General features: G+C 38.5%; 21 protein-coding genes. 10 read left to right on the top strand and 11 right to left on the bottom strand.

From position 1 onward, the window contains the following. Nucleotides 1-323: 323 nt before the first annotated feature. From lipB to ACFOSX_RS11855, 3 genes are read right to left on the bottom strand one after another with little or no spacing between them, the layout of a single operon-like run. On the bottom strand, nt 324-1,022 hold the full coding sequence (gene lipB / locus ACFOSX_RS11865) for a lipoyl(octanoyl) transferase LipB (protein ID WP_386101271.1): 699 nt from the start codon (nt 1,020-1,022) through the stop codon (nt 324-326). Next, complete coding sequence (locus ACFOSX_RS11860) at nt 1,015-1,818, bottom strand: hypothetical protein (RefSeq protein WP_386101268.1); 804 nt, start codon at nt 1,816-1,818, stop codon at nt 1,015-1,017. Before ACFOSX_RS11860 ends, lipB begins: the two co-directional genes overlap by 8 nt. 37 nt (nt 1,819-1,855) lie before the next feature. After that, nucleotides 1,856-2,014 carry a YqaE/Pmp3 family membrane protein gene (locus tag ACFOSX_RS11855; protein WP_386101265.1) on the bottom strand — a complete coding sequence of 53 codons (159 nt, stop codon included), beginning with the start codon at nt 2,012-2,014 and terminating at the stop codon, nt 1,856-1,858. Nucleotides 2,015-2,124: 110 nt separating this feature from the next. Between ACFOSX_RS11855 and ACFOSX_RS11850 the strand changes: the two genes are divergently transcribed. The 5 genes from ACFOSX_RS11850 to ACFOSX_RS11830 all read left to right on the top strand — a co-directional run bounded on the left by ACFOSX_RS11850 (nt 2,125) and on the right by ACFOSX_RS11830 (nt 8,987). After that, nucleotides 2,125-3,180 (top strand): response regulator transcription factor, encoded by a 1,056-nt coding sequence (locus tag ACFOSX_RS11850; RefSeq protein ID WP_386101262.1) that lies wholly within the window; start codon nt 2,125-2,127, stop codon nt 3,178-3,180. 108 nt (nt 3,181-3,288) lie between these two features. After that, nucleotides 3,289-3,681: a DUF1573 domain-containing protein gene (locus ACFOSX_RS11845; RefSeq protein ID WP_386101259.1), complete on the top strand. Its 393-nt coding sequence runs from the start codon at nt 3,289-3,291 to the stop codon at nt 3,679-3,681. Nucleotides 3,682-3,787: 106 nt separating this feature from the next. After that, complete coding sequence (gene lysS, locus ACFOSX_RS11840; protein WP_386101256.1) at nt 3,788-5,479, top strand: lysine--tRNA ligase; 1,692 nt, start codon at nt 3,788-3,790, stop codon at nt 5,477-5,479. Nucleotides 5,480-5,666: 187 nt separating this feature from the next. Next, nucleotides 5,667-8,162 (top strand): zinc-dependent metalloprotease, encoded by a 2,496-nt coding sequence (locus ACFOSX_RS11835; protein WP_386101322.1) that lies wholly within the window; start codon nt 5,667-5,669, stop codon nt 8,160-8,162. Between the two features lie 108 nt (nt 8,163-8,270). Continuing rightward, entirely contained in the window at nt 8,271-8,987 is a 717-nt protein-coding gene (locus ACFOSX_RS11830; RefSeq protein ID WP_386101253.1) for a hypothetical protein, read from the top strand. Between the two features lie 37 nt (nt 8,988-9,024). On the opposite strand, the gene ACFOSX_RS11825 is transcribed toward ACFOSX_RS11830, so the two are convergent. From ACFOSX_RS11825 to ACFOSX_RS11810, 4 genes are all read right to left on the bottom strand, one after another. Further along, nucleotides 9,025-9,735 (bottom strand): alpha/beta hydrolase, encoded by a 711-nt coding sequence (locus ACFOSX_RS11825; RefSeq protein ID WP_386101250.1) that lies wholly within the window; start codon nt 9,733-9,735, stop codon nt 9,025-9,027. An 88-nt stretch (nt 9,736-9,823) separates the two neighbouring features. Further along, nucleotides 9,824-10,693: an alpha/beta hydrolase gene (locus ACFOSX_RS11820; protein ID WP_386101247.1), complete on the bottom strand. Its 870-nt coding sequence runs from the start codon at nt 10,691-10,693 to the stop codon at nt 9,824-9,826. A gap of 60 nt (nt 10,694-10,753) precedes the next feature. Further along, a complete protein-coding gene (locus ACFOSX_RS11815) occupies nt 10,754-11,233 on the bottom strand; it encodes a hypothetical protein (protein WP_386101244.1) in 480 nt (159 codons plus the stop codon). A 17-nt stretch (nt 11,234-11,250) separates the two neighbouring features. After that, complete coding sequence (locus ACFOSX_RS11810; RefSeq protein WP_386101241.1) at nt 11,251-11,709, bottom strand: hypothetical protein; 459 nt, start codon at nt 11,707-11,709, stop codon at nt 11,251-11,253. 299 nt (nt 11,710-12,008) lie between these two features. On the opposite strand from ACFOSX_RS11810, the gene ACFOSX_RS11805 reads away from it, so the two are divergent. Further along, the gene (locus ACFOSX_RS11805) at nt 12,009-13,514 is read left to right on the top strand and encodes a hypothetical protein (RefSeq protein WP_386101238.1); all 1,506 of its coding nucleotides are present in this window, start codon (nt 12,009-12,011) and stop codon (nt 13,512-13,514) included. Nucleotides 13,515-13,593: 79 nt separating this feature from the next. Further along, nucleotides 13,594-14,031 carry a hypothetical protein gene (locus ACFOSX_RS11800; protein WP_386101235.1) on the top strand — a complete coding sequence of 146 codons (438 nt, stop codon included), beginning with the start codon at nt 13,594-13,596 and terminating at the stop codon, nt 14,029-14,031. A gap of 34 nt (nt 14,032-14,065) precedes the next feature. Here the strand turns inward: ACFOSX_RS11800 and hemL are convergent, their stop codons facing one another. The 4 genes from hemL to ACFOSX_RS11780 are packed head-to-tail and all read right to left on the bottom strand — an operon-like array spanning nt 14,066 to nt 17,415. Continuing rightward, complete coding sequence (hemL, locus tag ACFOSX_RS11795; protein WP_386101232.1) at nt 14,066-15,355, bottom strand: glutamate-1-semialdehyde 2,1-aminomutase; 1,290 nt, start codon at nt 15,353-15,355, stop codon at nt 14,066-14,068. A 3-nt stretch (nt 15,356-15,358) separates the two neighbouring features. Next, on the bottom strand, nt 15,359-16,171 hold the full coding sequence (locus ACFOSX_RS11790) for a glucosaminidase domain-containing protein (RefSeq protein WP_386101229.1): 813 nt from the start codon (nt 16,169-16,171) through the stop codon (nt 15,359-15,361). A gap of 1 nt (nt 16,172) precedes the next feature. Beyond that, the gene (locus ACFOSX_RS11785; RefSeq protein ID WP_386101226.1) at nt 16,173-17,084 is read right to left on the bottom strand and encodes a 1-aminocyclopropane-1-carboxylate deaminase/D-cysteine desulfhydrase; all 912 of its coding nucleotides are present in this window, start codon (nt 17,082-17,084) and stop codon (nt 16,173-16,175) included. Nucleotides 17,085-17,091: 7 nt separating this feature from the next. After that, nucleotides 17,092-17,415 carry a hypothetical protein gene (locus ACFOSX_RS11780; protein ID WP_386101223.1) on the bottom strand — a complete coding sequence of 108 codons (324 nt, stop codon included), beginning with the start codon at nt 17,413-17,415 and terminating at the stop codon, nt 17,092-17,094. 144 nt (nt 17,416-17,559) lie between these two features. On the opposite strand from ACFOSX_RS11780, the gene ACFOSX_RS11775 reads away from it, so the two are divergent. From ACFOSX_RS11775 to ACFOSX_RS11765, 3 genes are read left to right on the top strand one after another with little or no spacing between them, the layout of a single operon-like run. Continuing rightward, nucleotides 17,560-17,724 (top strand): DUF5522 domain-containing protein, encoded by a 165-nt coding sequence (locus ACFOSX_RS11775; protein WP_386101220.1) that lies wholly within the window; start codon nt 17,560-17,562, stop codon nt 17,722-17,724. Nucleotide 17,725: 1 nt separating this feature from the next. Next, nucleotides 17,726-19,720: a urocanate hydratase gene (locus ACFOSX_RS11770; RefSeq protein WP_386101319.1), complete on the top strand. Its 1,995-nt coding sequence runs from the start codon at nt 17,726-17,728 to the stop codon at nt 19,718-19,720. Nucleotides 19,721-19,738: 18 nt separating this feature from the next. After that, nucleotides 19,739-20,305 (top strand): DUF4136 domain-containing protein, encoded by a 567-nt coding sequence (locus ACFOSX_RS11765; RefSeq protein WP_386101217.1) that lies wholly within the window; start codon nt 19,739-19,741, stop codon nt 20,303-20,305. The last annotated feature ends 103 nt before the right edge of the window (nt 20,306-20,408 follow it).

The raw sequence follows: 20,408 nt of genomic DNA, 5'->3' as shown, positions 1-20,408 counted from the left end.
ATCCCGCTAAAGTATGATACAAAAAGGCCCCAAGAGATTGTTTGTCATAACTGCAATTTTAAAGGCCAGACTTTTGTAGACAAATACTTGAAGTATTTTCAGATTCTATTTATACCAATATTCCCTTTCAAAAGCTGGACCCGCTATACTTGTGTAAGATGTAATTTCTCAGCTGATGAAAAAGATCTTTCAAAAGAGAATCAAGCATTTTACAGACCTCATAAGACCAAGAAAATTTTACCAATCTGGACATTTACTGGATTGTTGGCAATGGTACTTATTCCCCTATTTTACCACCTCCTTAAATAAGGTATAAAGAAAATTCAAACCATTTCCGCCTCAAAAAGCACTCTAAAATGCTTCAAAAGTTTGCTTTTAACCTCGGCCTCATCCACACGCTCAACACCCAATTCTACATTTAAAGAAGTTACCGCTTTGCCTCGAATACCACAGGGAATGATATTGTCAAAATAGCCCAAGTCTGCATTCACATTTAAGGCAAATCCATGCATGGTTACCCAACGGCTGGCACGCACACCCATAGCACAGATTTTTCGGGCAAAAGGTGTTCCCACATCTAGCCAAACGCCTGTTTCTCCTGGGCTTCGCTCTGAGGAAATTCCGTATTCTTTTAGAGTGAGAATAATCATTTCTTCCAAAAACCGCAGGTATTTATGAATATCGGTAAAGAAATTATCCAAATCTAAAATGGGGTAACCTACAATCTGCCCCGGTCCATGATATGTGATGTCCCCACCACGATTGATTTTATAAAAGGTCGCGCCTTTTTCGCGAAGCTGGTTTTCGTCCAACAGAAGATTTGATAGGTCACCACTCTTCCCTAAGGTGTAGACATGCGGGTGTTCCACAAACAGAAAATGATTGTCCGTTTCCAAACCAGCACTTTCGCGTCGGTTTTTAATCTTGGTTTCTAAAATGGCCTTAAAGAGTTGTTCTTGGTAATCCCAAGTTTCTTTAAAATCCTTTAAACCTAAATCCTCAACCTGTACTTGCTTATTCATTGGCGAATTTCACGTCAATATCCAGTTGTTGTGGGTCTTTGATAAAATCTAACCAATTGACCTTATAGGTCACGGATTTACCATCTTTAGAAATTGTAGCGCCTTCAATATTGGTTGATTTAACCGTTTTAGGGAATACGAGCTTTACGTTATAAAACGCATTTTCAAAATAGGTCATAAACTCTTGGTCAGACGGGTCTGTAGGGTCAAACAAGGCGTCCATGTCTTCATCCACATCCTCTAATTCGGAATCTGGTGTTACGCGACTAAAGCCTTCAGACGTATAATTATATACCACACCGTCGCTATTTTCTCCCATAAATTTCCCGAAAGGCGCACCACTTTTCATGGCTTCAACCTGACCGCTTTGCGCATTAAGGCTTTGGGCTTTCTTTATTTTTTCTTGAATTCCTTTTAGGTCTTCTATGGAGTTAAATTTCATTCCAACGCCAAAATCAAAAATACCAGCATCTTCGTCCATATGCATTTTCATATACATATCCTTAACGGCTTCTAAAGCTAATCGGTTTGCCTCAGGCAAGGCCTCAACGCTATCTTTGGCCATTTCCATTATTTCACTAAACACCATTAGCGTGTCCATCTTTTTGCCCGGCTCCTTTTTCTCATCATCTTCAACCCCTCCACCCATTTGGGCTTCCATTTGCTTTAAAACATCGCCCATATCGTAACTGACCAAGAACTCACCAGAACCATCTTCATTAAATACAATGGTCTCGGTAACGTTACAACTGCTTAAACTAAGTGCTAGTATTAAAAGGGCAAAAATCTGTTTCATGATATATTATTCAAATTAGAGCCCAAAGATAGCCTTTTTATCTCTTAGGATTATTCACTATGACCAATGCCGCAATAACGCCCGGTACCCAACCGCAAAGCCATAATAAAAATGTAATTAAAATAGACCCGCAACCTTTGTCGATAACCGATAAAGGAGGGCAAATGATGGCGAGTAAAACTCTAAAAATATTCATGTGATTTTTGATTTGATTGATGATATCTATTGGTCGTTTTCATCTTGGAATTGTTACAAATAAAAAACGCACTGAGCCCTCATTTCAAAAAATTATGTAGTTTCGTCATAATGAGGGTAATCAATATTTTAGTACTTCTATTTCTAGGCGTCTCAGCCAATGCGCAATTCTCGTTTTCGGGACAAATCAATCCTGACAAATGGCAAAATACCGTCTATTTGAGCGTTGTTGAAGATTACCGCAAGCTCAATGGTATTTATGCCGAGCAAATTATCGCCAAAACCGAGGCCGATTCAGATGGTTTTTTTGAATTTAAAGGCAACATGCTAAATACCAAAAACCGCATTTACCGTATTCATATCGACAATTGTTCCGCTTACACGCAAGATGCCAATCATTTCAATGGCCATTGCGAAGACAGCAAGGAACTCTTGTTTATCGCTAACAACACGGATACCATCACATTTCCGTATTCCTTTGACCAGCAAGTGTTTTGTGATATCAATTCTAGCAACGAAACTTCAAATGCGCTTCTGCGCGTGGACTCCCTAAAGGCTGATATGCGTTTTGCTTATGGTTCTGTAAGAAGTGAAGCCAATCGCAAACTCAACAATCAAAAATGGTTTACAACACTAAAAGATTTTGGGGCGTCGTTGGAAGAACCTTTGGCCGATTTGTATATCTATTCGTTTTTGTCGGACCGGCGGAATGATTTTCACAACTACTACATCAACGATTTACAAGAAAGCGAGTACTATTCAAATTTGCTTGATAAACTTGAAACTAATTACGAAGACACCTCCTATTTAACCCAGTATAAAGCCGAATTAACAGCAGACGAATATGTGCTTAATCCTGAAGAAGCTTCAAGTACTTCCAAGATTCCTATTTGGGTGTATGTTCTTCTCGGTGTTTCCCTTTTGTTTAATCTTTTTTTGGCGTTTAGAGCGGTTTCAAAAAAGAAAAAAACAATTCAAGATTTACGTGACCAGCTCTCCAAACAAGAACGCATTGTGTTAGACCATTTGCTTCAAGACAAATCCAACAAGGACATCGCTGAAGCGCTTTTTCTTAGTGTCAGTACGGTAAAAACACACACCAACAACATTTACAAGAAGTTAAATGTGCAATCTAGAGACGAAACTAAGTCCTTGTTTTCTAAGTAGTTGAAAAATTCAACCTTGGTGCTAGTACCGATTTCAAACCCTTGTTCTAACTATTCTTCAAAATTAAATCTGAGGTTTGTGGTCTATTAATCATAAAATCATTTTATCATGAAACGAACAATGCAAACCAGTTTAATCGCTTTGGTTTTTTTAAGCTTTTTCAATTTCGCGACATCAAAATTCGACATTGCGAAGCTAACTTTTGAAACCGAAGTCCTCGATTACGGAACGGTAGAACAAAACTCTGACGGTACTCGATTTTTCAATTTTAAGAACACTGGTGACGAACCATTGTTGATTACAAAGGTTAAAACCAGTTGTGGTTGTACCGTACCAGCGTATTCCAAAGAACCGATTATGCCTGGCAAAGAAGGTCAGTTGGAAATTAACTACGACACCAAGCGATTAGGCAATTTCACCAAGACCATTACGGTGATGTCTAACGCCGAAGAAGGCAACAAAATCCTTAAAATAAAAGGTAATGTCGTAGCGGAAAAGTAAGATTTCCCAAATCTTTTTAAAGGCCCATGCTGTAACTAAATCAGCATGGGTCTTTGTTTTTTATTGCGGGGAAATACCGTAATTTTGCCGTTTAAAATTTAGACAAATGCAACTTTCTGAACAAGAAATCGTAAGACGTGAGAAATTAGAGAAATTACGCGGTATGGGTATCAATCCCTATCCGGCCGACCTTTATCCTGTGGATAGCAATTCCAAACAGATAAAATCTAATTTTGAAGAAGGGAAGAAGGTTGTTATCGCTGGGCGATTAATGTCTAGACGTATACAAGGCAAGGCCTCATTTGCTGAATTACAGGATAGTGAAGGTCGAATTCAGGTGTATTTTAATCGTGATGAAATCTGTACAGGGGAAGATAAAACCTTGTACAATGAGGTCTATAAGAAACTGTTGGATATCGGCGATTTTATCGGAGTTGAAGGCGAATTGTTCATAACTCAAGTGGGCGAAAAAACCGTAATGGTGAAGAATTTCTCTCTTCTGAGCAAAGCCTTGAAACCGTTGCCATTGCCAAAGCAAGATGCTGAAGGCAATACTTATGACGAGTTTAACGACCCAGAACTGCGGTACCGTCAGCGCTATGCCGATTTGGCTGTAAATCCACACGTCAAAGAGGTCTTTGTAAAGCGTACCAAGCTCTTCAACGCTATGCGCCAGTTTTTCAATGACGCCGGTTATTTTGAAGTAGAAACCCCGATATTACAGCCTATTCCCGGTGGGGCCGCTGCGCGTCCGTTTGTAACGCATCACAACAGCTTGGACATTCCTTTGTACATGCGAATTGCTAACGAACTATATTTAAAACGATTAATTGTAGGTGGCTTTGACGGTGTCTACGAGTTTTCTAAAAATTTTAGAAATGAAGGCATGGACCGTACGCACAATCCGGAATTTACGGCTATGGAAATTTATGTGGCCTACAAGGATTACAATTGGATGATGGATTTCTGTGAAAAGCTTTTGGAACACTGCGCTATCGCGGTCAATGGAACTACTGAAGCGACATTTGGCGAGTATAAAGTAGATTTTAAAGCACCCTACAAGCGTATTACTATGCGCGACTCTATATTGGAATTTACAGGATTTGACATCTACAACAAGTCTGAAGCTGAGATTAGACAAGCCTGTAAAGATATGGGTATTGAAGTGGATGATACCATGGGTAAAGGCAAGTTGATAGATGAAATTTTTGGAGAGAAATGTGAAGGCAATTATATCCAACCGACCTTCATTACAGATTACCCAAAAGAGATGAGTCCGCTGTGTAAAGAACATCGCGAAAACCCTGAATTGACCGAGCGTTTTGAATTAATGGTCTGTGGCAAGGAAATTGCTAATGCGTATTCCGAATTAAATGACCCTATCGACCAACGTGAACGTTTTGAGCACCAATTAAAGCTTGCCAAAAAAGGTGATGATGAAGCAACGGAATTCATCGATTTTGATTTCCTACGTGCTTTAGAATATGGTATGCCTCCAACCTCAGGTATGGGAATCGGTATGGACCGATTGATTATGTTTTTAACCAACAATCAATCCATACAAGAAGTATTATTCTTCCCGCAAATGCGCCCCGAGAAGAAAGCCGTGGAAATGACTGACAATGAAAAAGCCATTTTCACTATTCTTAAGTCTGAAAAACGTATGGATTTATCAGAGCTCAAAGCACAATCTGGCTTAAGCAATAAGGCTTGGGACAAGAGCCTAAAAAGTCTTGGTAAACTTGGGGTAACCAAGGTTGAAAAGACGGATGAAGGGTTGTTTGTGGAACTGAAATAAATTTTAATTCTAAAACTCGAGTTTTTTTCTAGCATTTTATTCGATCTGTCTATCTAAAAACGATATCTAAACTCCATTCTATTTTTCTAGGACCATCTTCACGTTAAAGAAATCCTAAAAGCCCAATAACACCTGTTAGTTTGATGAAGTAATCCGTATTTTCATGCGGAAAATTTAAAACTAACTCATTTTGAAACACCTAACTATCCGACTACTCCTAGTAGTTTCCGCATTTTTTGTGTTTTCTTGTGCTACAACCAAGAAGGCATCAAAGTCTAAATCTGGTGCCACAGCGATGGCCAAACCACCTGCCAAAAAACCAGGTAAAAACGATATTCAACCTTACGATAAGGTCGTCACCAAGAAAGCCGTCACTGACAATGGGCTTTTCGATGTTCATAAAATCGACGAGAAGTATTTCTATGAAATTCCAGATTCTCTTTTTGAACGCGAAATGCTTATGGTAACGCGTATTGCTAAAACTGCCGCCGGACTCGGTTTTGGAGGCGGAAAATTAAGTGAGCAAGTGCTAAGATGGCAAAAGAAAGACAAAAAAATCTTGTTAAGAATGGTGTCTCACCAAGTGGTTGCCGCAGATTCTTTGCCCGTGCATGAGGCTGTTGTTAATTCTAATTTTGAACCCGTCATTGCTACGTTCCCAATCAAAGCATTTAGTAAAGATTCTACAAAAACAGTGATTGATGTTACCGATTTGTACAACAAGGATGTAAAGCCTTTCGGTTTTCCACAAGGAAGACGTCAACAGTACAGAATTACTAGAGTAGATCCAAGTCTTTCATACATCGAAAGCTTAAAGTCTTTTCCAACTAATATTGAAGCGAGACACGTAAAGACTTATGCTGCGGGTCGTCCACCTTCAAATTCAAACACAGGAGCAATTACCTTGGAAATCAACAACTCCATGATATTATTACCTAAAGTGCCTATGCAACGTCGCTATTTTGATCAGCGCGTTGGATGGTTTACAAGCGGTACAACAGATTACGGTTTAGACGCTCAAGAAAGCAAGCGTTTAACATATCTAGATCGTTGGAGATTAGAAGTTAAAGATGAAGATATCGCTAAATTTAAGCGTGGTGAATTGGTTGAGCCTAAAAAACCAATCGTTTATTACGTTGATAGAGCTACGCCAGACCAGTGGAAGAAATACATTAAGCAAGGTATTGAAGATTGGCAAGTGGCCTTTGAGGCAGCAGGTTTCAAGAACGCTATTATAGCAGCAGAACCTCCAACGGTTGAAGAAGATCCAGATTGGAGTCCTGAAGATGCACGCTATTCTGTAGTACGCTATTTAGCTTCTCCAATCCCAAACGCCAATGGACCTCACGTAAGTGATCCTCGTTCTGGAGAAATTTTGGAATCGGATATCAACTGGTATCACAACGTAATGACTTTGTTACGTAACTGGTTCTTTATTCAAACAGCAGCTATCAACCCAGATGCGCGTGGTGTTGCCTTTAAGGATGAAGTTATGGGACGTTTGATTCGTTTTGTATCAGCGCATGAGGTAGGACACACTTTAGGTTTACCACACAATATGGGATCTAGTGTTGCTTATCCTGTTGAAAAGTTACGTGATGCCGAATTCACGCAAAAATACGGAACCGCGCCTTCCATTATGGATTACGCTCGTTTCAACTACGTGGCGCAACCAGGTGACGAAGGTGTGGCTTTAATGCCAAATATTGGCCCTTACGATAAGTATGCCATAAAATGGGGTTATCGTCCAATTCTAGACGCTAAAAATGCTGAAGACGAAAAAGCCACATTAGATAAATGGATTTTAGAAAAAGCAGGTGACCCAATGTATCGTTTCGGACGTCAGCAATTTGGTGTTATCGATCCAAGCTCGCAAACTGAGGATTTAGGTGACGATGCTGTATTGGCTTCAGATTATGGTATTAAAAATCTAAAGCGTATCGTTCCTAACTTAATTGAATGGACGGCGGAAGATGGTAAAAACTACAGTGATCTACAAACTATGTACGGTCAGGTATTAGGTCAATTCAATAGATATATGGGACACGTTGCTGCAAATGTTGGTGGTGTTTATGAAATCTATAAAGCTTACGACCAAGACGGTGCGGTATATACTCACGTTCCTAAAGACCATCAGAAAAAAGCACACATGTTCTTGCACGAGCAGTTGTTTGAAACGCCTGAGTGGATGTTAGACGAAAACATCTTAAATAAGTTTGAAAGCGCCGGAAGCATTGAGCGTATAAGAGGTACTCAAGTTAGAACTTTAAACAACTTATTGGATTTTGGTCGTATGCAACGTATGCTAGAAAATGAAACTACTAACGGCAATGAAGCATACAAACTTTATGACATGATGAAAGATTTACGTCAAGGTCTGTTTAGCGAATTACGTTCTGGTCGAAGCACAGATATATACAGACGTAATTTACAGCGTGCTTACGTTGAGCGTATGGAATATTTAATGACTAATGAGCAACCAACAATTCCTGCACAGTTTAGACGTTTCTTCGGAGGCACACAGGTTAATGTGAGCCAGTCTGACATTAGAGCTATTGTACGTGCTGAATTAAAATCATTACGTAGTTCATTGCGTTCTGGTCGTGCCGGAAACCAAATGACGCGTATTCACAATCAAGATTTGTTAGAGCGTGTAGACAACATTCTCAACCCGAATGACTAAGCATTAATTATATAATTTTTAAAAGGCTTCAATTCAATTTGAAGCCTTTTTTATTTAATATTATCATCTACCGAATAAATTTCTATTTTTAAATCAAAAATTGATGAGATGAATAAAATCATACTTGTTCTAAGTTTTATATGTTCTACGAACCTAGCAGGCGCTCAATTTGGTAGTCGGGTTTTATATAAGGAGCAATCTAGTGAATCATTTGTGCCATTAAAGTACATAACACTTAAGGACAGTATTGGTCATGGTTATGGTTTTCCGAATCCTACAGGTTATAAATCAATAGTCTTTTCCGAATCCAAACCCACTGAACCTAAAACCAAGGATTGGTCTGTATTACAAGTTAAATACGTTGAGTTATATGAAGAAAAATCGTCAAACGATTTAATAAACCTTGTATTCAGCAAATCACAAAGAGATTCGATTAAGGCTAACAATGAACGTGCGAAGGCATCGTTTAAAATTGATACTGTCAAAATATTTCATTTAAGAAAAATGCGTGGTGGCGTTGCCGATGGCTTAAACACGTTACTCTATAAAAATGATAAAGCCCGTCTTTTCGGGTCTGTAGTTTGGGATAACTATTACGCACCACACCAATTGGTGTTTTTTCAAACTACCGAATTGCCAGTCTACGATAGCCCAACCTATTTTCTAAATTACAACAGTCATAAAGCCTTTAAACGGGCCGCAAAACGCGTGTTTAAAAAATGCCCTAAGATATTGAGTAATATCGATAATGGTGACTATTTCCCCAAGCACAAAAGCAACTTAAAGAAATTTGCAGATGATTATGCCCTGCTTTGTGCCTATTGATGAACAGATAAATAAAACTAAAGGAAACATCTAAAATTTACAGCGCTTTAGATAGTAAAGCGTCTATGCCATTTTTGTAACCTTCAAACTCAACCAAGTTATTATGCTCGCCATTTTCAATGGTTATAAGCTTAATTTTATTAGGAAAACTATCTTTTAATTGCTTCCCAAATTTATAAGGCACAACACTATCATCCGTGCCGTGAAATATTGTGATTGGCACATGGACATGTTTTAAATTTTCGTTCGTAGGAAAGTGATATTTTAATAACGATTTTACCGGAAACATCGGAAAGCGATGCTTTGCCACATCTGTAATACTGGTATAAGGCGTTTCTAGAATTAGTTGTTTTGCGGGATTTTTACTCGCCAAATGAGAGGCAATTCCTGTTCCTAACGACCGACCATAAATGATAATATTTTCGGCAGGAAATACATTGGAAACATAGTCATAAAACAGTTGGGCGTCTTCATAGAGATTTTTTTCGCTAAGCACACCGCTACTCTTTCCATAAGTACGATAATCCATAACTACAACATCGTAACCATAGTTTGTAAATGGCTCTACAACCGCTCCCCAACGGGATAAATCTCCCGCATTTCCATGAAAATAAAGAATGACGCCTTTTTTGGTTTCAGATTTAAAATGAACACCATTTAATCTTGCACCATCTTCTGCAGTCAACCAAAGCTCTTCAAAAGGTGTTTGAAACTGATATTCAAAATCCTCTTCCAAAGTTGTTGGCAAAAAAATTAATTGTTCTTGAAGAAAATAAAGTAAACTTCCTACCATAACATAAAGCCCAAGTAATATCCCGAGCGTCTTTTTTATTCGTTTATTTCGATTTCTTCGCACTGTGGATGACGTTAATACTCGTTGTAGATAGATCTATGTCTTTAACTTCAGATTCCAATATGTCTTGAAGCATTTTGTGGTACGATTCAAAATTATTAAGGTTTTTATGGCCACCTCCAAGAACGGCATGCAACTTGGTCAATTTAGGATTCACCTGCGCCAATTTTACACTAGATTTAAATGGAATCAGCCTATCCTTAGTGCCATGGATAATATGAATTGGACACTGCACATACTTTAACCATTTGTACGTTGGCAAAGGATATTTCATTAAAACAGACAAGGGCATAAACGGCATATAGCGCACCGTAACCTTGGTTAAACTGTAATAGGGCGCGTCTAAAATCAGTAATCTGGGATTGTTGGTGGACGCTAATTTAGCCGCAAAGCCCGAGCCCAGAGACCTACCATAAACTATTATGTTTTCTTCGGGCGTGAGTTCCTTCATCTTGTTGTAAATCACTTGTAGATCGCGCTTAATGGCTTTCTGGGAGCGTTTGCCTGTACTCTTTCCAAAGCCACGATAATCGCCCATAAGCACATTGTAACCCAAACGGGTAAAGTCTACGGCAAATTTACCCCAACCCTTGATACTTTTTGAATTGCCCTTGAGATACAACACCGTGCCCTTTGGCTTTCCTTTCGGTTTAAAAAGCACGCCGTTAATCGTTGCACCATCACGGGTTTCGAGATTATATTCCTTAAATTCCTGATTTTCGTAGTTAAACTGAAAGTCTTTCGGAAGTTTTTCAGGCTTAAACAGCATATAATCCTGAAGGTAATACAAGGCAATACTAATGCCCACATAAATTGCGAGCACCAAACCGATTGTAGACCACCAATATGCCATAAAGCCAGATTTATTTACAAGATAGAAATTTATTGGCTGGTCTGTTAATAGCGCTTCAATTTAAAAGAAGAAAATCATGTAGATGATAATACCTTCAGCAATGCCTGTAACTATAGACATCCCTAGAATATCTTTTATTTTGCTCCTCAAAAAATAGACGACACTTAAAATAGCCATGATGGCCGCCAGCAGTATTTCAAGAGCATCGATTTGAGATAAAAAATAGGTCAAGCCAGTAAACACTGCTGATATTATAACAGTGATAATTGCAAATTTTACGATAGTATCTTTAGTATAATCACCTTCTATGAATCCCTTCCGCAAATCACGAAGGACTGATAGCACAAAAAGTAAAGGAACCACTGACAAGAACGGTGCAAAAATCACTTTAATCCCTTTTACAACGGTTAAGTCATTATAGGTAAAAAAAGCAATAGCAGTGATGGCCAACAACGCCGTAATGATGACAGTTTGAAAATTAAAAAGAACCTCTCTCTTAAAAGAATTGGGCTGATTTTCTGACATTTTTAATGGATTCATAATCTAATTATTTAGGATTAAAAAAATACGTGAATGGCTAAGGCCATTAGGATACCACTTAAGGCTCCTTTAACTTTTAGATTGTTGTAAACGATATAATTAAGGACATAAGAACTGATTATTGTAGAATTGAGAAGATGGGCAATAATGAGGTGATCCTCGAGCTCACCAATAGCCAATTCCATTAACTGCAACAATAGCAACATTAAAATCAATGAAACTGCCAATAATAAGGTTGCGGGTTTTTGATTTTTCTTTTTGTATTCATCAGAATTTTCTGGAATAAAATTGTCTATTAGGATACTGCGCACAAACAACAACATAGGTATAGGAAACAAAATCGAAAAAATGATCTTTATAACATCCTTAAATGTTTTTATTTCATCGTAACCCAAAAACACCAGATAGATGAAAACAACTACAGAGATTCCAGCGGTAATGAAAAACGTTGTATTTAATTGCTTCCGATTTATCAAAACCCAAATGGATTTTGCTTTGCTTCTAAATTGCTACAAAACAAATTGAACTTATTCTGAAAAATCTCCATAACTAATCCATTAATCTCATGTATTTGAGATACACCCAAAACACACAAACAGATTCCAATAATTTTCAAATCTTTGGCTTTCATAACGCATTGATTTATATGTCAAAACTCTAACAAAAAACGGATGTCTTAAAATCAAATTTTTAATAAAACTGACGATATAATTAATATCAATTATATCTTAATAATTATATTTATTGATAAATACTGAATTTTACTGACGACTAAATGATAGCATTAAGACATATTATAAAAGCGTTTTCCCCACAAGACAAGGCCGATTTTATAAGCTTTGTTACCAAAAAGAATAAGCGAGGAGACACTAAAAATGTTAGCTTATTTAAACTGCTTCATGAGACAGATCTCAAGTCAAAACAAATCACTGACAAACTATACGGAAACCATAAAGTCAATGCCTATCATGCCCTGAGAAAGCGTTTGTTTTCATCATTGATTGACTTTAAAGCCAATAAAAGCCTACAAGGCGAAAATTCTGTGGATATTCAAATCATAAAGTATTTACTCGCGGCTCGCACCTTTTTGCTACAAAAGGAATTTAAAACAGCCTACTACATCTTAGATAAAGCTGAGGAATTAGCTCAATCACACCTGCTCTACCCTATATTAAACGAAATCTATCACACAAAAATTCAATATGCCTATGGCAATCCCAGCATTGATATAGTAGAACTTATAGAAAAACAAAAAAGCAATAGCAAAAAACACCAACAAGAAGACGCTCTCAATTTAGTCTATGCTCAAGTTCAAATTAGCCTGAATAAATCACGAAAAGAAGGCGAAATTATTGACGTTCAGAGCCTCATTCAAAATTCACTCCACACAAATCAACTTTCATTAAACGAAAGTCTTTCATTTAAATCGCTGTATCAATTATTATCGCTTTTCAACATATCTGCATTCGTCACTAATGATTATTTAAGTGTTGAATCTTTTGCACTTAAGACCTATGATATAATTGAGTCAAAACCTGAAATAAATAAGCAGTTATTTTATCAAATTAACTGCCTTTACATTGTCGCAAATGTGTTGTTCAGAAACTTTAAGTTCGAAAAATCTCTAGATTTCATAAATAAAATGGAAGGCCTAATGATGAAAAACAAGAAAGAGTTTGAAAAAGAATTCATTCTAAAAAGCACACTCATCAAAGCCCTAAACTATCATTTTTCTGGACAGGCCGATAAAGCTATTGCAGAGATTAATTCAGTTCATGGTATAAACCAACATGATAAGGAGGCTTATCTCGATCTTGAATTATGCAGATTTATGATTTATATGCAGATTGAAAATTACGACATGGCTAGAACCATTTCATCAAAACTGTTTCATACTGATGATTGGTACATATCTAAAGCTGGCGTAGATTGGGTCATGAAGAAAAATCTAACCGAATTATTCCTTTATCACGAATTAGATGAAGATGACATTTTTAGTTCAAGATTAAAAAGCTTTAAACGCAAATTTAAGGCTGATTTATCTCGTACAGAAAACACCAACTTACGTCACTTTCTAAAACTTCTTGAAAAATTGAACAAAGTAAACTTTGGTTATAAAGAAGAAATTAAGCATAACTTAAATGAACTTATGACTGTATCCTCAAATAAAAATTCAGATATTTTTGAAATTAGTTTTTACAGCTATTTTGTTGCTAAAATAGAACAGAAACCAATTTATGAGACTACCCAAAACTTTTTAAAAAGTCAGCCACAACACTAATCTTTTGTTAAAAAAATAATTACATTTAAACGCTTTTAAACATTGCTAGTCTTAGCAATGAACATTAAATCAAAAACACATGAAAAAATTAATCGTACTGGCTATTGCATTTTGCACCCTTTCCGTTACCGCACAAGAGAAACGTAAAACATGGGATGAATTCAAAAAAGAACGTGGCATCACCGATCAAAATCTAACGCCTGAGGAAAGAGCGACACTAGAGTCTAAGCGTATGACTTTGCAATTAGACCTATCTGCCGATCAACAGCAAAAAGTTGAAGCGACATTAGCGGAGCATTACAAAGCTGGCAAGGCCACAAGAGACGCTATGAAAAAAGACCGTAAGCCAACCAACGAAGAACGTATGGCAATGCGTAACAGTATGTTGGATGCACAAATTGCCCTTAAGCAAAAAATGAAATCCATTTTAGACAAAGTGCAATATGCACGCTATGAAAAGATGATGGCTAAACGCGGTATGAAACGCCGTGGCCATAAAAAGGAAAATAAAGGTTAAGACCTTAAATAAAAAAGCGCCGATGGCGCTTTTTTTATGCTTCAGATTTGGCGAACACTTCAACTGCTTTTATCGTTTCGTCTAAATCCTCATAGCTTAGTGCATCAGTGATAAACCATGTTTCAAAGGCACTTGGCGCAATATAAATCCCTTGCTTAAGCATGCTGTGGAAAAACCGCTTAAACTGATCGTTATTACCATTAGCGGCTGTATCAAAATCAATAACGGAATCTTCATGAAAATGTACCGAAATCATGGAACCAATTCTGTTGATGGTATGCGTAATCCCATATCTGTTTAAGGCCTCCGCAATACCTTTGTGCAAATACTTCGTTTTGTCGTCTAGTCTTTTGAATAAGTCTTGATCTGAATTAATGGATTTCAGCATAGCCAATCCCGCAGCCATAGCCAACGGATTACCACTTAAAGTCCCAGCTTGATAAACCGGACCCTGGGGCGCTAGATGATTCATAATGGCGTTTCGCGCTGCAAAAGCACCAACGGGCAAACCACCACCAACAACCTTCCCAAAGCAAACGATATCTGCATCAACACCTTTTAATTCTTGCACACCGCCTTTGGCCAATCGGAATCCGGTCATGACTTCATCAAAAATCAACAGCATATTATTTGCATCACATAGTGTTCTTAAGCCTTCCAAAAAGCCTTCAACCGGGGGTATACAACCCATATTACCAGCAACAGGCTCAACAATGATTGCGGCTAAGTTTTCTTCATTAGCTTCAATCAGTTCCTTTACGTTTTCAAGATTATTGTATTTGGCCAGCAAGGTATCCTTAGCTGTGCCTTGCGTCACTCCTGGGCTATTTGGTGTACCAAAGGTCACTGCACCACTTCCTGCAGCAATTAAAAAAGAATCGCTATGACCATGATAACAACCCGCGAATTTTATGATTTTATCTTTTCCGGTGTAACCGCGTGCCAATCTTACGGCACTCATGCAGGCTTCCGTTCCTGAATTGACAAACCGGATCTTATCAATATTTGGCACCATTGAAACCGCTAATTCTGCTATCTCAGTTTCAATAGCTGTTGGCATCCCGAAAGAGGTTCCAGACTTTGTTTTTTCAACAACCGCTTCCACAACAGGTGGATAGGCATGGCCTAACAACATTGGGCCCCATGAGTTGATATAATCTATAAACCGATTGCCATCTTCGTCATAAACATAAGCGCCTTTGGCTGATTTCGCGAAAATGGGCGTTCCTCCTACCGCTTTAAAGGCACGTACCGGCGAATTAACACCACCAGGAATAACCTCTTGCGCCTCTTTAAATAAGGCACTACTTCTTTGGTATAACATAAATTAATTGGACTTGATCGTCAATAACTGCCCTACGGACAAGTCATTGGATTCTAAATTATTTAGGGTCTTTAGCTGATTCACAGTTAGCCCATAGCGTTTCGACAATGAATACAAGGTGTCACCTTGTTCCACTTTGTGATATAATTTTATTTCGGGCGACTTACCCATTCCTAATCGGCGTTTACCCAAAACCATATTATCAAATTTATAAAGTTCATAGCGCTCAATGAGGTCAATCAATTTTTTGGGATATCTAGGGTCTGTGGCATAACCTGCCGCTTTTAAACCTTTTGCCCACCGCTTGTAGTCATCGGGTGCTAAATCGAATAAACTTGCATAGCGCGAACGTCCTGTTAAAAATTCCGAATGGTCTCTAAAACTCGTCGATGCATCTCTGTAACTTCTAAAACATTCTTGTTTGCGGTCGTCATCGTGGTAGATTTTTTTGCCTGACCATCCGTGACACTTTATCCCGAAATGGTTATTGGCTTTAGTCGCTAATCGCCCTTGACCAGAACCCGATTCTAAAATACCCTGAGCTAAGGTGATGCTCGCCGGAATCTTAGAGCTACGCATCTCCTCCATGGCTATGTCGGCATAGTTGAACACATACAACTCTGTTCTACTTAAATTTGACGGCGCTTCAACAGGTTTTGCTTCTACCGCTTCAGGTTTTACAGGCTCTGATTCTATAGGTTTTGAGACGACCTCAACCTGATTACCTGCACGTTTTTTCTTAATCACCACTCCTTTTTTTGAGCCACAACTAAACATTAAAAGCAAAACCAATATTGCCGTAAAATTCTTCTTCATATTAAACCGTGATAAGCGTTTTCCCTTTCTTATTCAATACAACATTCATGCCTTTTATACCTTGCAAACCGCCTGTATGAATCATTAAAATTTTTGATTTTGGTTTGAAATAACCCTGCTCTAACAGTTCCATAACGCCATAAACCAACTTTCCTGTATAAATAGGGTCTAGCGAAATATTCATTTTTAATTTGAATTGATTTATAAAATCCACCAAACCATCCGAAACTCTCGCATAACCACCAAAGTGAAAATCGGTGTTTAAATGCCATTTATTTTTCGATGCGAATTTACGAATATCTTCCCTTAAAAAATCGCCTTTTAAGGCTGAAAATCCGATGACTGTTTGATGGTCTAAACTTGCATTGATGATACCAGAAATTGTTCCTGCCGTCCCCACCGAACAGCAGATATAATCGAAATCAGCGTCGCCAGCATTCAGTAGTTCCGAACAGCCTTTAACAGCCAGGTGATTTGTGCCACCTTCGGGAATGAGATAAAAGTTTCCGAATTTTAATTTTAGAGTTTTAATAAAACCTTGCTCTTCCTTCTTCCGATAGTCCTCACGCGAGACAAAATGAAATTGCATTCCACAATCTTGAGCAAATCTCAACGTAGGATTGGATTCTATTTTAGTTTGAAGTTCCTCTCCACGAATGACTCCAATAGTTTTGAAGCCCTGTTCTTTTCCGGCAAAAGCAACGGCTGAAATGTGGTTTGAAAATGCACCGCCAAACGTCAATAAGGTATCATGGTTTTCGCGCTTGGCTTGGATAAGATTATACTTTAACTTTCGGTATTTGTTACCCGAGATAAATGGATGGATTTCGTCTTCGCGCTTAATGAAAAGTCGCGCATCGGTATCCAATCCATGATGGATTTCTTCAATCCGAGAAATAATCTGTTCATCCATATGCGCTTCAAAAATAATGGATAAAATTCCAAAATGGCCGACGCTTTAAATAGTCGAGATTATTGTCATTACTGTAGGCTTCGCGTTCAAACGAAATGGCACGATACGCCAAATGCCAGTTCTTCAATTTTATAAGTCGAATCAAAAATTCTATACCATAAATGAGGTAAAATGGAGCGATGAGCAATTCAAGCTGTTGTCTAAGGTGGATGCGTTCGTGATTTATAAATCGTTTATCGGTCTTCAAACGCCGTTCCTTCAAAAGAATAAAAGGAAAAAGCGTCAGCCCGGAATAGCCTTTGGGCACTAAATATTTTGAAACTAAAATCACAAATTCATCGCTTAAACTATCATTGCAAATTACATTATCTTTGCTATTATCACGAATTGTTTTTATTCAAATCAATGATAAAAGATAATTCTTAATAGAAGAAAAAACGTGTTCTCTTTCCTTCGGAAAGGGCTAGGGAAAGGAATGAAAAAATATGTCCCCATTGAAGACGGCGATTATTATTTAACGCCGGAAGGCTACCGCTGTTTTACCGAGCAATACCACTTAAAACGTGGCTATTGTTGTGAGAGTGGTTGCAGACATTGCCCCTATGGATACGATAAAAAGACCAATACAGTTAAAAAATAATATGGCCGTTGCACTACTCGATTTTAAAACAGAAATAGCTCAAGGCATTCCAGATGTTTTACCACAAATAAAGTCTTACGACCATTCGGTAAACCATGCACCTAAACGAAAGGCCATACTCAATACAGAGGAGCAAAAACTCGCACTAAGAAATGCGTTACGGTATTTTGATAAAAAGCATCATGAAACCTTATTGCCAGAATTTAAGGCTGAGTTAGAAACCTACGGTCGTATCTACATGTATCGCTTTCGACCTGAATACGAGATGTACGCCAGACCCATTGACGAGTATCCTGCAAAAACTAAACAAGCTTCGGGGATAATGTTGATGATTCAGAATAATCTGGACCCTGCAGTGGCACAACACCCACATGAGTTGATTACATACGGTGGTAATGGGGCCGTGTTTCAAAATTGGGCGCAGTATCTGCTAACCATGCAATATCTCAGCGAAATGACTGAAGAGCAAACCCTGGTGATGTATTCTGGCCATCCAATGGGGCTATTCCCTTCTCACAAAAATGCCCCGCGAGTCGTAGTGACCAATGGTATGATGATTCCCAACTATTCACAACCCGATGATTGGGAGAAATTTAATGCGCTAGGCGTGACACAATATGGGCAGATGACGGCAGGAAGCTATATGTATATTGGCCCCCAAGGTATCGTTCATGGCACAACTATTACGGTATTAAATGGTTTTCGAAAAATTAAGAAATCACCAAAAGGCGGGCTATTTGTGACTTCTGGCTTGGGTGGTATGAGTGGCGCTCAACCCAAAGCAGGAAATATTGCTGGTTGTATAACGGTTTGTGCGGAAGTCAATCCTAAGATTACCCAAATACGTCTGGACCAAGGCTGGATTAACGAAAAGATTTCAGATTTAGATACATTGGTGACTCGTGTTAAAAAGGCACAATCAAACTCCGAAACCGTTTCCATTGCCTATTTAGGAAACGTGGTTGATGTCTGGGAAAAGTTTGATGAGGCCAATATTCATATCGATTTAGGCAGTGACCAGACGTCGCTTCACAATCCTTGGGCAGGTGGCTATTATCCTGTTGGATTGTCGTTTGAAGAAAGCAACGAACTCATGAGTTCTAATCCTGAAGCCTTCAAAAAAGAAGTTCAGAAAACACTGAGACGACATGCGGAAGCTATCAATAACCATACGGCGAAAGGCACCTACTTTTTTGATTACGGCAATGCTTTTCTACTAGAGGCTTCACGAGCAGGAGCAAACATCATGGCGGACAACGGTGTCGATTTTAAGTATGCGAGTTACGTCCAGGATATTATGGGCCCTATGTGTTTTGATTACGGATTTGGACCTTTCCGATGGGTTTGTGCTTCAGGGAAAACTGAAGATTTAGAAAAAACCGACCAGATAGCTTGTGACGTTCTTGAAGATATGATGCAACATGCACCAGAAGAGATTCAGCAACAAATGGCGGATAACATTCAATGGATTAAAGGTGCTCGAGAGAACAAACTTGTTGTTGGTTCTCAAGCCAGAATTCTCTACGCTGATGCGGAAGGACGCCTAAAAATTGCAAAAGCGTTCAACGATGCTATCAAAAATGGCGATATTGGACATGTGATATTAGGTCGGGACCATCACGATGTTTCCGGTACCGATTCACCTTACCGAGAAACTAGTAATATTTACGACGGTTCACGTTTTACAGCAGATATGGCCATCCATAACGTGATTGGAGACAGTTTTAGAGGAGCAACCTGGGTTAGTATTCATAATGGTGGTGGCGTCGGTTGGGGCGAAGTGATTAATGGTGGTTTCGGCATGATTCTTGATGGTACTATTGAAGCAGAAAAGCGCTTAAAATCAATGCTTTTTTGGGATGTCAACAACGGAATTTCTAGACGTAGTTGGGCGAGAAACGAAGGTGCTGTTTTTGCCATAAAACGCGCCATGGAAGCAGAGCCAAACTTAAAAGTAACATTACCGAATTTAGTTGACGATAAATTATTGGACTAACTTTATAAATAATACGCTATGAAAAGAATTTTAAACTATCTACCGATTGCATTGGTTTTGGTGACTTTAGTGTCTTGTAGCTCTGTTCGCGTTGCGTCCGACTATGACAAAGAAACCAACTTCAATGAATACAAAACATTTGCCTTCTTTAAACCAGGCATTGACAAAGCAGAAATTAACGACATCGATAAACGTCGTATCCTAAGAGCTATAGAATCTGAAATGATGGCTAAAGGCTTTACAAAATCTGAAAATCCAGATATGCTCGTAAGCATTTTCACCAAGTCTAATCAGCGTGTAGATATCTACAACAACGCTTGGGGCGTTGGCGGTTGGGGCTGGGGTGGTTTCGGTCCTTGGGGCTGGGGCGGTTTTGGACCAGGCTGGGGTGGTGGAAATCAAGTCTCCACAAGAACAGAAGGCGTTTTATTCATCGATTTAATCGATGCCAAGAAGAAAGAATTGATTTGGCAAGGTAGTGGTACTGGTTACTTGGTGACTAGAAACATGGAAAAGAAAGAAGCTCGAATTAATGAATTTGTTTCTGAAATGATGACGCAATATCCGCCAGAAGTGACAAAATAAGTTCTGTTTATAACATAAAAAAAAGACATCCTAAGTGATGTCTTTTTTTTATGAGCAGTATTTAAAAGCCTTAACTGTAAAAGTTTATCTTTGCCGCCTTTTA

The sequence above is a fragment of the Winogradskyella maritima genome (assembly GCF_042650215.1).
GTDB classification, from domain to species: Bacteria; Bacteroidota; Bacteroidia; order Flavobacteriales; family Flavobacteriaceae; genus Winogradskyella; species Winogradskyella maritima.
This window is presented reverse-complemented; position numbering and strand designations above follow the sequence as displayed.